Source organism: Eoetvoesiella sp., assembly GCF_035555955.1.
Classification (GTDB): domain Bacteria; phylum Pseudomonadota; class Gammaproteobacteria; order Burkholderiales; family Burkholderiaceae_B; genus Eoetvoesia.
Map to the genome: position 1 here is coordinate 12,278 of NZ_DATMGA010000018.1, position 12,156 is coordinate 24,433.

Consider the following 12,156-nt stretch of genomic DNA (forward strand, 5'->3'; position numbering starts at 1 on the left):
GGCAAAGACGGAAAGTATATATTACCGGGCGCGTCTTGTAAAGTCTCGAGGGCGAAAGCCGCACAGGAACAGCGCCGCGAAATAGGCGGCGCCCGCCGCCAGCAAGACCCCGGCCAGCCAGCCGGCGCGCAAGGCAGGGTGGCTCGCCAGCTCGATCCAGTTCAGCCAATGGCGGGATGCCAGCAGGACGGCCCCAAGGGCCGCGATGGGCGGCAGCATCCGCAGGGCGAATTTCCCCCAGCCCGGGCCAGGGCTGTAAACACCGCGCCGGTGCAGCATGAACAGCAGGCACAATGCATTGACGCTGGCGCCCAGTCCTATCGATAGCGCCAGGCCCGCATGGGCGAACAGAGGCACGAAGACGGCGTTGAACATCTGGGTCAGAACCAGCACGCCGACGGCGATCTTGACCGGGGTGCGGATATCCTGCTTGGCGTAAAAGCCCGGCGCCAGGATCTTGACGGCCAACAGCCCCAGCAGACCCACCGAATAGGCCATGACGGCCAGCTTCGTCTGAGAAACGTCGTAGGCGTTGAAGGCGCCGTAGTTGAACAAGGTGGCGACCAGCCCGTCGGCCAGCAGGGCCATGCCCAGGGCGGCGGGCAGCCCTAGCAGGATCACCAGTCTCAGCCCCCAGTTCAGTAAGGCGTTGTAGCCCTCCTTGTCGTCGCGAGCGTGCGAGGCTGAAAGACTGGGCAGCAGCACGGTTCCCAGGGCGGTGCCCAGCAGGGCGGTGGGGAATTCCATGAGCCGGTCGGCGAAGGACAGCCAGGTCACGCTGCCGCTGGCCAGCCAGGTGGCAATATTCGTGTTGATCAGCAGCGAGATCTGGGCGACCGAGACGCCCAGGATGGCCGGCAGCATCTGCCGCATGATGCGCTTGACCGTGGGGTCAGCCCAGGCCTGGCGCAGCTTGAACGAATAGCGCGGCAGCAGCCCCAGGCGCGCTAGCGCCGCCCACTGCACGAGCAGTTGAATGACGCCGCCTATCATGACGCCGGCGGCCAGCGCGTAGATGGGCACCGGGAAGCGGCTGGCAAGGAACAGGCAGGCGCCTATCATGGACAGGTTGAGCAGCACCGGGGTAAATGCCGGTACGGCAAAGCGGCTCCAGGTGTTCAGCACGCCGGAGGCGAATGCCACCAGCGACATGCAGATGATGTATGGAAACATCAGGCGGGTCATGTCGACGGCCGCCAGGAACTCCTGGTGTTTCGAGGCAGCCCGCATGCCGCTGGCCATGGCGCTTACCACCCATGGCGCGGCGATGATGCCCAGCAGCGTGACGAGCATCAGGGTGGCGGTAAGCAGCAGCGCGACTTTGTCCAGCAGCCTCCGTACGTTTTCCTGGCTGCCGTTTGCGCGGACCTGCCCCAGGATAGGCACGAACGCCTGCGAGAATGCGCCCTCGGCAAAGAGGCGGCGCAGCAGGTTCGGTATCCGGAACGCCACCCAGAAGGCGTCGGTAAGCGGCCCGGCTCCGAATGAACTGGCGATCAGGACGTCCCGGATCAATCCCGTGATCCGGGACACCATGGTCAGGCCGCTGATGGTGGCGACCGAGCGTAGCAGGCTCATGGCGTGGTTGTGGCTGCCCTGGCGTTACTTTGGCGCCATGCGGATGGCGCCGTCCAGCCGGATGGTTTCGCCGTTGAGCATTTCGTTGCCGATGATGCTGTTGACCAGCTTGGCATAGTCTTCGGGGCGGCCCAGCCGCGAGGGGAAGGGGATGCTGGCGGCCAGTGCGTCCTGCACTTCCTGGGGCATGCCGTAGACCATGGGGGTGCCGAAGATGCCCGGGGCGATGGTAACGCAGCGTATGCCCAGCTTGGACAGGTCGCGCGCGACCGGCAGGGTCATGCCGACGACGCCGGCCTTGGAGGCGGCGTAGGCTGCCTGGCCGATCTGCCCGTCGTAGGCGGCGACCGACGCGGTGTTGATGAGCACCCCGCGTTCGCCGGTGGGCTCGGGGGTGTTGGCGGCCATGGCTTCGGCGGCCAGGCGGCACATATTGAAAGTGCCGACCAGGTTGATCATGACGACTTTCTGGAACATATCCAGGGGGTGGGCGCCGTTTTTGCCGACGATGCGCGTAGCGGGAGCCACGCCGGCGCAGTTGACGATGCCGAACAGCGCGCCTTGCTTCAGGGCGGCGGCCACGACGGCTTGGCCGTCCTCTTCCTTGGTCACGTCGCAGTGGATGTAGGTCTGGCCGAGCTCGGCGGCGAGCTTCTGGCCGGCTTCGTCCTGCAGATCGGCCAGCACGACTTTCGCGCCTTCGGCCGTCAGCATGCGGGCTGTGCCGGCGCCCAGGCCCGATGCGGCGCCCGTGACGATGAAGACTTTGTTTTTGATTTCCATATTGCGCCTCTTTGATTCCTTTGGTTTTTTGAATAAGTTCGAAAGGCAGCCGGGACTCCGTACGGAGCGGCGCCAGCCCCGCGTCCTGGACGGGGAGCCGGCATTCGCCTGACGGCTTGCCTCAAGGCCTCGACGTATTGCCGCGGCGTCAGCCGCGTAGCGCCTGGGCAATGCGTTCCTGGATTTCGTCCACGGAGCCGACGCCGGCCACTTGGCGGAAGGCGGGGGCTTTGCTGTCTTTGGAGGCGGCCCAGCTCATGTAGTAGTCGACCAGCGGGCGCGTTTGCTCCTGGTAGACGGCCAGACGATGGCGCACGGTTTCTTCACGGTCGTCGTCGCGCTGCACCAGGGGCTCGCCGGTAACGTCGTCGGTGTCGGGGGCTTTGGGCGGGTTGAACTTGACGTGGTAGCTGCGCCCGCTGGCCGGGTGCACGCGCCGCCCGCTCATGCGTTCGATGATGTTGTCTTCGGGCACGACGATTTCAACGACATAGTCCAGGGCGATGTCGGCCGCCTTGAGCGCATCGGCCTGGGGAATGGTGCGTGGAAACCCGTCGAACAGATAGCCTTGCTCGCAGTCGGGCTGCTTGAGGCGGTCGTGCACCAGGCCGATGATGATGTCGTCGGAGACGAGGCCGCCGGCGTCCATGATTTTCTTGGCTTCAATCCCCAACGGAGTTTGGGCTTTGACCGCGGCGCGCAGCATATCGCCCGTGGAAATCTGGGGGATCCCGAATTTCTGGGTGATGAACGCAGCCTGGGTGCCTTTGCCGGCACCGGGTGGACCGAGCAGAATCAGTCGCATGAATTCCTCCTGAAGAATGCTTATCGTTAACCTGTCGATTATGCCGCAACGCAGCAATCTCTGCACGCCGGGAATGGCCGAACAGGTTCAAGGGTACTTCGAACTGAACACGTCTGAGCCAGGCTCGGGCGGTCTGGGCGAGCCCCGTGCGGCATTGGCAAATCGGTTCAGGCCGGCCTTGAAAATTTGCAGACGATTTATAACCGATTTGCAAAGATGCTGCGCACCCGGGCCAGATCGTCTGCGGTGTCGATGCCCAGGGCGGGCTGCTCGGCGGTGGCAAGCACTGCAATGGAATAGCCGTTTTCCAGCGCCCTGAGTTGTTCCAGCGATTCGACGCTTTCCAGCGCGCCCGTGGGCAGGGTGGGGAAAACCTTGAGAAACCCCGTCCGGTAGGCATACAGGCCGATGTGATGCAGCGCGGGCAGGTTCGGCGCGAGGCGTTTTTGCCCGTCGGCCAGCGCGTCGCGCGCCCAGGGTATGGGGGCCCTGGAAAAATACAGGGCGCGCTGCCGGGCGTTGCAGACCACCTTGACGGCGTTCGGGTTGAAAAGCGCCTCGGCGCTCTGGATGGGGCTGGCGCAGGTGGCGATGGCGGCATCGGCGGCTTGCGCCAGCAGGGCGGCGACCGCGTCGATCTGCGCCGGGTCGATGAGCGGTTCGTCGCCCTGGACGTTGACGACGATGGTGTCGTCCGCCCATCCCATTTTTTGGGCGACTTCAGCCAGGCGGTCGGTTCCCGTGGCGTGGTCGCTGCGGGTCAATATGGCTTCGAAGCCCTGGCTGGCGACGGCGGCCTGGATGGCGGAGTCGTCGGTGGCGACGATGACGCGCGACGCGCCGGAGCGGGCCGCTTGTTCGGCTGTGCGCACCACCATGGGTTTGCCGCAGATGTCCAGCAAAGGCTTGCCGGGCAGCCGGGTGGAGGCGGCCCGGGCGGGGATGACGGCGATGAAGCTCACGCGGCGTCCGGCGATGCGGGGGCCTGCAGGGAGCGTGCCTCGTTTTCGAGCATGACGGGGATGCCGTCGCGAATCGGGAAGGCGAGCCGGTCGGCGGCGCAAATCAGTTCGTGGTGCTCGCGGTCGTGGCGCAACGGGCCTTTGCACAGCGGGCAGACCAGGATTTCAAGCAAGTGAGATTCCACAGGCGGCTCCAGGCGGTTTAGTGTCAAGCAAAGAGTGTAATGCTCTCGGCGTTTTTTTTCTCGGCGATGGCGTGCAGTTTTGCGTCCAGGCCGTCCAGCCAGCCCGGATCGGAAAACTGCGGGGCCACCATGACCACCCACAGGCGCGGGTCGTCGAAGCGCGCGCACTTTACCGCATCCTTGGCGGTGATGAGAATATGCTTTGCGGTCAGGGCGCTGAACGGAGAGCGGCTGTAGTCGTCGTGGTCGGGCAGGGCGATGGCGGCCGACAGTGTCAGGCCCTGGGCGCGCAACATGGAGAAGAAGCGTTCGGGCTGGCCGATGGCCGCCACGGCGGCGATGCTGCCGTCGGCTTCGCGGGCCAGCCATTCGGGCCAGCTTGCGCTGCGGCCCGAAACCAGGTGGACGAGCCGTTCCGGGCACAGGCTCATGGTCAGTTGCCGCGCGGCTATGTCCAGGCGGGGCGGCGCCGATTGGCCGGCTGCCAGGTTGGTGATCACATAGTCCACCTGGTTCAGCTTGTCCGCGGGCTCGCGCAGCGGGCCGGCCGGCAGCAGCCGGCCATTGCCCACGCCCCGCGCGTCCTGCACGACGATTTCGATGTCGCGCCGCAGGGCCAGGTGCTGCAGCCCGTCGTCCGAGATGACGACATCCACGTCGGGGTAGGCGCGGACCAGGGCTTGCAGCGCCAGATTGCGCTGCGGGTGTACCGCCAGCGGCGTGCCGGTGGCGCGTGCTATGAGCGCTGGTTCGTCGCCGAACCCCGCCGCGTCCAGGCGGCCTTGCCCTGTGCGGGGAGCCCCCTTGAGCTTCACGCCATAGCCCCGGCTGATGACGCCCGGATGCCAGCCTTTGGCCCGCAAGGCGTTGGCTACGGCGATGACGACCGGGGTTTTGCCCGTGCCCCCCACCAGGATGTTGCCGACGACGATGACCGGTCGGGTTTCTTGCGGCGCCGAATCGGGCCTGTCCAGGAAACGCTTGCGCTTGCCGAGCACGGCCAGGCGGACCAGCCAGGACAGCGGCAGCAAAAGCGTGCTGCCCAGGCCTTTGCCTTGCCACATGCGATGCAAGCGTTCGAGGTGGGCGGAAGGGGCTTTCAATGCGGGCTTTGGGTGGCGAAGTTGATGCGGTGGATGTCTGCCTGGCGCGCCGCTTCCATGACCCGTACGACAGACTCGTGGGAGCTCAGTGCATCGGCATTGATGACCAGGGTGGGCTCTTTGCCCGCCGCGACGGCATCCCGCAGCGCCGCGGCGATATCGGCGATATCCCGTCCGGCGATCAGATTGCCGTCCAGCGCGTAAAGGCCGTCCTGGCTGACGGCAATGTCGATAGCCTCGGCATTCGGCGTGCTGTCGGCCTGGGCCTGGGGAAGATCGATCTTGAGCTGCCTGATTCGGGTGAACGTAGTGGTGGCGGTCAGGAATATGACGATGACCAGCAGGACGTCGATGAGCGGGATGAGATTGATTTCCAGCTCATCGCCGCCGGTTTTGCGGCGGCGAAAATTCATGGCTGCACTCCCTTGTGGGCGATTTGCCGGGCGCTGTTGTCGTCAGCGCGGCTCATGGGGACGCTCTTTGCCGAGGTAGCGGTTCAGCGCGCTGGCCTGCCTTTCCATCTGGTGCAGGAAGTCGTCGACGCGGGAGCGGAAGTAGCGATGGAAAATCAGGGCCGGAATGGCGATGAGTATGCCAAACCCTGTGTTGTACAGCGCGATGGAAATGCCGTGAGCCAGTTGCGCCGGATCGCCTCCGGCGGGTGAGTAGGCGGCGAAGATTTCTATCATGCCCACCACCGTGCCGAACAGCCCCAGCAGGGGCGCGACGACAGCGATGGTGCCTAGCGCCGGCAGATACCGGCTCAGCCTGTGGGATACGTCCGTGCCGACATCCTCGATGGCGGCCTGGCGCAGGTGCGGGGGTTCGCTGTTCGCGGCGACGACTTCGGCCAGCACCCGGCCCAGGGGAGAGCTCGTAGCCAGCAGGCTCAGCGCTTCCGGAGTGTCCTGGCGCTGGCGCACCATCTCGCTTACCTGGGCCAGCAGATTGGGCGGCAGGATCTGCCTGGCCCTTAGCGAGAACAGGCGCTCGATAATGAGGGCCAGCCCGAAAACCGAGGTGAGCAGCAGCAGCCAGATGGGCCAGCCTGCGCTATGGATGATTTCAAGCAATGTATTTCTCCGCCGGGGGACGCGTTGTTCATAGCTGGGAGTATAGGGTAATGAAGTATTTTAAATTAAGGAGTCTTCGGGCCGGCCGCAAAGGTTTGGCTGATGCGGGTGAATTGTTTTGAGAGCTTGCATGGCCTCGTGGTTTGCGGCGATGGCCGCCGGGGATTAATCAAAATGGCCTAGATACGGGCTTACAGAAAAAGTATGGCTGAAAAGTCCCGTATTGCTTCAAGAATGAAGATAAAACCGCATGTGGCAATGCTCTCGGGCGTCTATCCACAGAAACTGTGGATAATTGTGTGCACAACTGCGCCGATAGGCTTGCTTTAGCTGGTCTGGAGGTTCGATGGTTAATTTAAGTCCACTGAGGTTTTTTTTGGAAAAATCATATTAATCATAAGCTTATTCGGCTTATATAAGATTTTTTTTAAATTTGGCCGAAATCGGCCTGATATTTCAAAAAGTTGACGGGTCTTGGTTTCCTGTGGACAGAGTTTCCGCCCGGCGTCAAATTCGGTGCCTTTCAACGGCGGATTTTCACGGGTATCCGGCGTTTTCGCGGCAAGGCGGGGCAAGCCCGCAAGAACACGGCTTGGGGTACTATTTCGGAGTTTCCGGCCCGCCGGATATCCGGCGTTTTCCGGATGGGTTTTATTCTTTTTGGGATTTTCGCGTGCTTAAGAACGAGATCGTCTTGTCGGTGGCCCAGCTCAACCGCCAGGTGGGGCAATTGCTGGAGGGGCATTTTTCGCAAGTCTGGGTCAAGGGCGAGGTTTCCAACTTTACCCAGGCGGCGTCGGGGCACTGGTATTTCACCATCAAGGACGAGCGCGCCTCGGTGCGGGCCGTCATGTTCCGGGGGCGGGCGCAGGCGGTGGGGTTCGTGCCCAAGGCCGGCGAGCGTTTCGAGTTCCGGGCCAGTGTCACGCTGTACGAAGCGCGCGGCGACTACCAGTTGCAGGTCGAGACATTGCGGCGCGCGGGGCTGGGCGATCTGCACGAAGCCTTTCTGCTGCTGAAGGAAAAGCTGGCGTCCGAGGGGCTTTTCGATCCCGAACGCAAAAGACCCATCCCCAGCCTGCCCAAGGCGGTGGGGGTTGTTACCTCGCTGGCCGCCGCCGCATTGCGGGACGTGCTGTCGGCGTTGCAGCGGCGCGCTCCGCAAGTGCCGGTCATTATTTATCCGGCTCCCGTGCAGGGCGCCGAGGCCGCCGCGCAACTGATCCAGGCCCTGGACAATGCTGTGCTGCGCAACGAAGTCGACACCATTTTGCTGGTGCGTGGCGGCGGCAGCCTCGAAGACTTATGGAGCTTCAACGACGAAGGCCTGGCCAGGGCGATTGCGGCAAGCCCCATTCCCGTTATTTGCGGTGTGGGGCACGAAACAGATTTCACCATTGCCGATTTCGTGGCGGATCTGCGCGCGCCCACCCCGACGGCCGCCGCGGAACTATGCTGTCTGCCTCGACAGGCATGCCTCGACAGAGTGGCGGCAGCCGCTGGAACCCTGGCGGCGCAGCAGTTGCGGCTCATCGAGCGAGCGTCGCTAAGGCTGGATCGGGCCATCGCCATGCTGATTTCACCGCAACAGCGCCTGGCGCAGCAGGGCGAGCGTCTGCAGGCCCTGAAGGCCCGCCTGGCCCGCGCGGCCGGGGTGCCGCAAGAGCGCCGCAGGGAGAGCCTGGCCATGGTGCGTGGCCGGTTGGCGCGCATCGACCCTCAGGTGGGGCGCTTGCGCCGGGATCTCGAGCTGGTGCTGCAGCGTTTGTCGGGCGCCGCGCCGCGTCAATTGGCGCAACAGCGCGCGCGCCTGTCGGCCGCGGCGCTGACGCTGCAGGCACTGAGTCCGCGAAAAATTCTTGAACGCGGCTATGCCATCGTGAGGGACGAGCACGGAGGCGTGGTGAAAAATGCGTTAGACTTGAGCAAGGGAGACCGTCTGAATCTGGAACTGGCGCAAGGCAGTGCCGATGTCCAGGTACAACGCACATCCGGCTTGTTGTAGGCGGGCGCTTCGGCACCCTACAATAGGCGGGTCGCCTGAATTTTAAATCAGTCAACACCGATTTTTTTTTGAAGGATATTGAACATGGCTTTTACGCTTCCACCCCTTCCGTACGCACTTGATGCCCTGGCTCCCACCATTTCCAAAGAAACGCTTGAGTTCCACTACGGCAAACATCACCAGGCCTACGTCACCAACCTGAACAACCTTGTTCCGGGAACCGAATTCGAATCCGCTTCGCTCGAAGATATCGTCAAGAAGGCGTCGGGCGGCATTTTCAACAATGCGGCGCAAGTCTGGAACCACACCTTCTACTGGAACAGCCTGTCTCCCAACGGCGGCGGCGAACCCACCGGCAAGCTGCTCACTGCCATCAATGCCAAATGGGGCAGCGTTGCCGCGTTCAAGGAAGCCTTCAACAAATCGGCGGCCGGCAACTTCGGTTCGGGCTGGACCTGGCTGGTCAAGAAGGCCGACGGCTCGCTCGATATCGTCAATACCAGCAATGCCGCCACGCCCCTGACCACCTCCGACGTGGCCCTGCTCACCTGTGACGTCTGGGAGCACGCCTACTACATCGACTACCGCAATGCGCGTCCGAAGTACCTGGAAAGCTACTGGAACCTCGTCAATTGGGATTTCGCGGCCAAGAACCTGGGCTGATTCCTTCCCAATCCTGGCCCGGGCCTTTGGCCCGGTCTGGATGGCGCCTGGGGCCGCCTGGCCCCGTCCCCCGGTCCAACTGGCCCGGATGCCGGAACCCCCGCCTGCGGGGGTTCTTTGTTTATTGAGCTAAGATAGCGTTATTGTTTTTTTCGATCTTCGACTGCTCAGGATCCCAACTATGACAACTCAAGCTTTTATTTGCGATGCAATCCGTACTCCTTTTGGCCGCTACGGCGGGTCGTTGGCGGCGGTTCGCGCCGATGACCTGGGGGCTGCCCCCCTCAAGTCGCTGATGCAGCGCAATGCCAACGTCGATTGGTCCCGCCTGGACGACGTCCTGTTCGGCTGCGCCAATCAGGCGGGCGAGGACAACCGCAACGTGGCCCGCATGTCCACGCTGCTGGCCGGCTTGCCGGTAAGTGTGCCGGGCGCCACCATCAACCGCTTGTGCGGTTCGGGGCTCGACGCCATCGGCACGGCGGCCCGCGCCATCCGTTCGGGCGATTCCAGCTTCCTGCTGGCCGGGGGGGTCGAAAGCATGAGCCGCGCGCCGTTCGTGACGGGCAAGGCTGAAACCGCGTTTTCCCGCAGCGCCGCCATCTACGACACCACCATAGGCTGGCGCTTCGTCAACAAGCTCATGAAGTCCCAGTACGGTGTGGACTCCATGCCCGAAACGGCCGAAAACGTAGCCGATCAGTTCAAGGTTTCACGCGAAGACCAGGACATCTTCGCCCTGGCCAGCCAGACCAAGGCGGCGGCGGCCCAAAAAGCCGGCATCCTCGGTGAAGAAATCACCGCGGTATCCATTCCCCAGAAAAAAGGCGATCCCATCGTCGTGGATACCGACGAGCATCCCCGTGCAACGACCATGGAAGCGCTGGCGCGCCTCAAGCCCATCGTCCGTCCCGACGGCACCATTACGGCCGGCAATGCGTCTGGTGTCAACGACGGCGCGTGCGCCCTGATCCTGGCGTCCGAAGCGGCGGCCAAGGAACAAGGGCTGGTGCCGCGCGCCCGCGTGGTGGCCATGGCCACGGCGGGTGTCGAGCCGCGCATCATGGGCATCGGGCCAGCTCCGGCCTCGCAAAAGGCCTTGGCCCTGGCCGGCCTTTCCATCGACCAAATGGACGTCATCGAACTCAACGAGGCCTTTGCGTCGCAAGGCCTGGCGGTATTGCGGATGCTGGGCGTGGCCGATGACGATCCCCGCGTCAACCCCAATGGCGGCGCGATTGCGCTGGGCCATCCCTTGGGCGCCAGCGGCGCCCGCCTGGCCATCACGGCAGTCAATCAGTTGCATCGCAGCGGCGGCCGCTACGCGCTGTGCACCATGTGCATCGGCGTCGGCCAGGGCATCGCGGTCATCCTCGAGCGCGTTTAAGCGCCGTCAACCGGCAACTGCGGCCGGCCGGATGCCGGCCGGATCGCCTGGATCCCGCCGCTGGCGGGACGATGAAAGGGGGCTTTTTTTCAGGTGCGTGGATCTGAAGAAAAGCCCCCTTGGTTTTGGAGGCACGCTAGGGCCGGGGCAGGCCTGAAACCCGCGTTCCGGCTGCAACACCGTGGCTGGCAAACCAGCTTTTGTTCATTTCAAGCGCGTACCTGATGGGCTTGGCAGGGCAGTGGGGCTGTTCGCTCAAAGGCTGCATCTCGGTCGTGTTCACGACTTCTCCCTTGGCGTCGATGAAGGCGATCGAAAGCGGCAAGGGGGTGTTTTTCATCCAGAAGCAATAGACGTCGGTCGTGTCGAAGACGAACAGCATGCCGTGATTCTCGGGCAGCGATTTGCGGTGCATCAGGCCGTAGGCCCGGGTGGCTTCGGTAGAGGCGATTTCGGCGTTGACGGCGGACGTGCCGACCTGCAGTTCGGTGGTCGGCAGCAACGCAGCTTGTGCCGCGGCGAGCTGCGGAATTAAACTGGCAGACAGGATCGCGGCAAGGCGGATAAGGCGGTTTTTTACGGGGTTGTATCGGCTTCGGGCGCAGAAAAAAACGGGATTGAAAAATCCCGTCGTATGGAAGCGTAAAAACATTGTTTGTTTTTTGTTATGAGATGCGCGATCAGGCAGCCGTGATGTTGAGAGCTTGCTTTCCCTTGGGGCCCTGGGCGATTTCAAAGGCAACCTTTTGGCCCTCTTTAAGGGTTTTGAAGCCGTTCATTTGAATGGACGAAAAATGGGCGAACAGGTCTTCGCCGCCGTTGTCGGGCGTAATGAAGCCGAAGCCCTTGGCGTCATTGAACCATTTGACGGTGCCCGTCAATTTTTGGGTGTTTTCAGGAGTGGAGGTGGTGCTTGAATCAGACATACGTACTGCCTCTCGACTTTAGTGTAAGGTTGAAACTTGACTACAAGGGTTGCTTCTAGCCTTGAAATTTCTGGGGGTGGCTACCAAATATGCTTACTAAATACTTAGTAACACTCAGAACATTACGATAATGCGTAACTTACCCCGAAATAGTCAACTATGGTAACTACTTATATTTAATATTTATTTATGGCTATAAATACCGACACTCAACGCGACACGGTGCTCGATCGTCAGGCTACCCGCCTTGCCCCTCCGCCCATGTATCAGGTGGTGCTGCTGAACGACGACTACACACCGATGGAGTTCGTCGTCAATGTGTTGCGGCGCGTTTTCGGCAAGGACGAAGACGAAGCCGCCCGCATCATGCTCAAGGTCCATCACGAGGGGCGGGGGGTCTGTGGCGTGTATCCGCGCGATATCGCCGCAACGCGGGTCGAAATGGTGCGGCAGCTTGCCCAGGCCAGGCAGCATCCTTTGCAATGCATCATGGAACCTGCGCCCGATGCCTAGTGTCCAATTCCACAAGTGGCGCGCATGCAGGTATAGTTAATGCTAAGCGTGTCGTTATGGCTCTTTTATGGATGTCGGTTTTGCTTTTGAGGTTATCTGGTAACACTCACGCGGTTCCAGGCTCAACGGTTAATACGATGGCATGATTTAGTCATAGAATAGAACTTAACGAT

The 12,156-nt window shown here is 62.4% G+C and carries 14 protein-coding genes; 4 read left to right on the forward strand and 10 right to left on the reverse strand.

Annotated elements, in window-relative coordinates; translation table 11 throughout:
• Positions 1 to 21: 21 nt before the first annotated feature.
• The 8 genes from murJ to VNT00_RS05870 form a co-directional block, all read right to left on the reverse strand.
• The gene (gene murJ / locus VNT00_RS05835; protein ID WP_325585429.1) at positions 22 to 1,578 is read right to left on the reverse strand and encodes a murein biosynthesis integral membrane protein MurJ; all 1,557 of its coding nucleotides are present in this window, start codon (positions 1,576 to 1,578) and stop codon (positions 22 to 24) included.
• Between the two features lie 24 nt (positions 1,579 to 1,602).
• Entirely contained in the window at positions 1,603 to 2,361 is a 759-nt protein-coding gene (locus VNT00_RS05840; protein WP_325585431.1) for a 3-hydroxyacyl-CoA dehydrogenase, read from the reverse strand.
• Positions 2,362 to 2,509: 148 nt separating this feature from the next.
• Positions 2,510 to 3,166 (reverse strand): adenylate kinase, encoded by a 657-nt coding sequence (gene adk / locus VNT00_RS05845; RefSeq protein ID WP_325585432.1) that lies wholly within the window; start codon positions 3,164 to 3,166, stop codon positions 2,510 to 2,512.
• 197 nt (positions 3,167 to 3,363) lie between these two features.
• The gene (kdsB, locus tag VNT00_RS05850) at positions 3,364 to 4,128 is read right to left on the reverse strand and encodes a 3-deoxy-manno-octulosonate cytidylyltransferase (RefSeq protein WP_325585434.1); all 765 of its coding nucleotides are present in this window, start codon (positions 4,126 to 4,128) and stop codon (positions 3,364 to 3,366) included.
• A complete protein-coding gene (locus VNT00_RS05855; RefSeq protein ID WP_325585436.1) occupies positions 4,125 to 4,313 on the reverse strand; it encodes a Trm112 family protein in 189 nt (62 codons plus the stop codon). Before VNT00_RS05855 ends, kdsB begins: the two co-directional genes overlap by 4 nt.
• Before the next feature lie 23 nt (positions 4,314 to 4,336).
• Positions 4,337 to 5,416, reverse strand: coding sequence for a tetraacyldisaccharide 4'-kinase (gene lpxK, locus VNT00_RS05860; protein WP_325585438.1), 1,080 nt, complete (start codon positions 5,414 to 5,416; stop codon positions 4,337 to 4,339).
• Complete coding sequence (locus tag VNT00_RS05865; RefSeq protein WP_325585440.1) at positions 5,413 to 5,829, reverse strand: ExbD/TolR family protein; 417 nt, start codon at positions 5,827 to 5,829, stop codon at positions 5,413 to 5,415. The genes lpxK and VNT00_RS05865 overlap by 4 nt, the downstream gene beginning before the upstream one ends.
• A 42-nt stretch (positions 5,830 to 5,871) precedes the next feature.
• Positions 5,872 to 6,489 carry a MotA/TolQ/ExbB proton channel family protein gene (locus tag VNT00_RS05870; RefSeq protein ID WP_325585442.1) on the reverse strand — a complete coding sequence of 206 codons (618 nt, stop codon included), beginning with the start codon at positions 6,487 to 6,489 and terminating at the stop codon, positions 5,872 to 5,874.
• A 673-nt stretch (positions 6,490 to 7,162) separates the two neighbouring features.
• On the opposite strand from VNT00_RS05870, the gene xseA reads away from it, so the two are divergent.
• The 3 genes from xseA to pcaF all read left to right on the forward strand — a co-directional run bounded on the left by xseA (position 7,163) and on the right by pcaF (position 10,544).
• Positions 7,163 to 8,494, forward strand: a complete 1,332-nt coding sequence (gene xseA, locus VNT00_RS05875) for an exodeoxyribonuclease VII large subunit (RefSeq protein ID WP_325585443.1) — start codon at positions 7,163 to 7,165, stop codon at positions 8,492 to 8,494.
• Between the two features lie 84 nt (positions 8,495 to 8,578).
• Positions 8,579 to 9,157, forward strand: a complete 579-nt coding sequence (sodB, locus tag VNT00_RS05880) for a superoxide dismutase [Fe] (protein WP_325585445.1) — start codon at positions 8,579 to 8,581, stop codon at positions 9,155 to 9,157.
• Between the two features lie 181 nt (positions 9,158 to 9,338).
• Complete coding sequence (pcaF, locus tag VNT00_RS05885; protein ID WP_325585447.1) at positions 9,339 to 10,544, forward strand: 3-oxoadipyl-CoA thiolase; 1,206 nt, start codon at positions 9,339 to 9,341, stop codon at positions 10,542 to 10,544.
• Positions 10,545 to 10,680: 136 nt separating this feature from the next.
• On the opposite strand, the gene VNT00_RS05890 is transcribed toward pcaF, so the two are convergent.
• Together VNT00_RS05890 and VNT00_RS05895 are read right to left on the reverse strand one after the other, a co-directional pair.
• Entirely contained in the window at positions 10,681 to 11,046 is a 366-nt protein-coding gene (locus VNT00_RS05890) for a DUF192 domain-containing protein (protein WP_325585449.1), read from the reverse strand.
• A 178-nt stretch (positions 11,047 to 11,224) separates the two neighbouring features.
• Positions 11,225 to 11,470 carry a cold-shock protein gene (locus VNT00_RS05895; protein WP_325585453.1) on the reverse strand — a complete coding sequence of 82 codons (246 nt, stop codon included), beginning with the start codon at positions 11,468 to 11,470 and terminating at the stop codon, positions 11,225 to 11,227.
• A 189-nt stretch (positions 11,471 to 11,659) separates the two neighbouring features.
• Between VNT00_RS05895 and clpS the strand changes: the two genes are divergently transcribed.
• Entirely contained in the window at positions 11,660 to 11,983 is a 324-nt protein-coding gene (clpS, locus tag VNT00_RS05900; protein WP_325585455.1) for an ATP-dependent Clp protease adapter ClpS, read from the forward strand.
• The last annotated feature ends 173 nt before the right edge of the window (positions 11,984 to 12,156 follow it).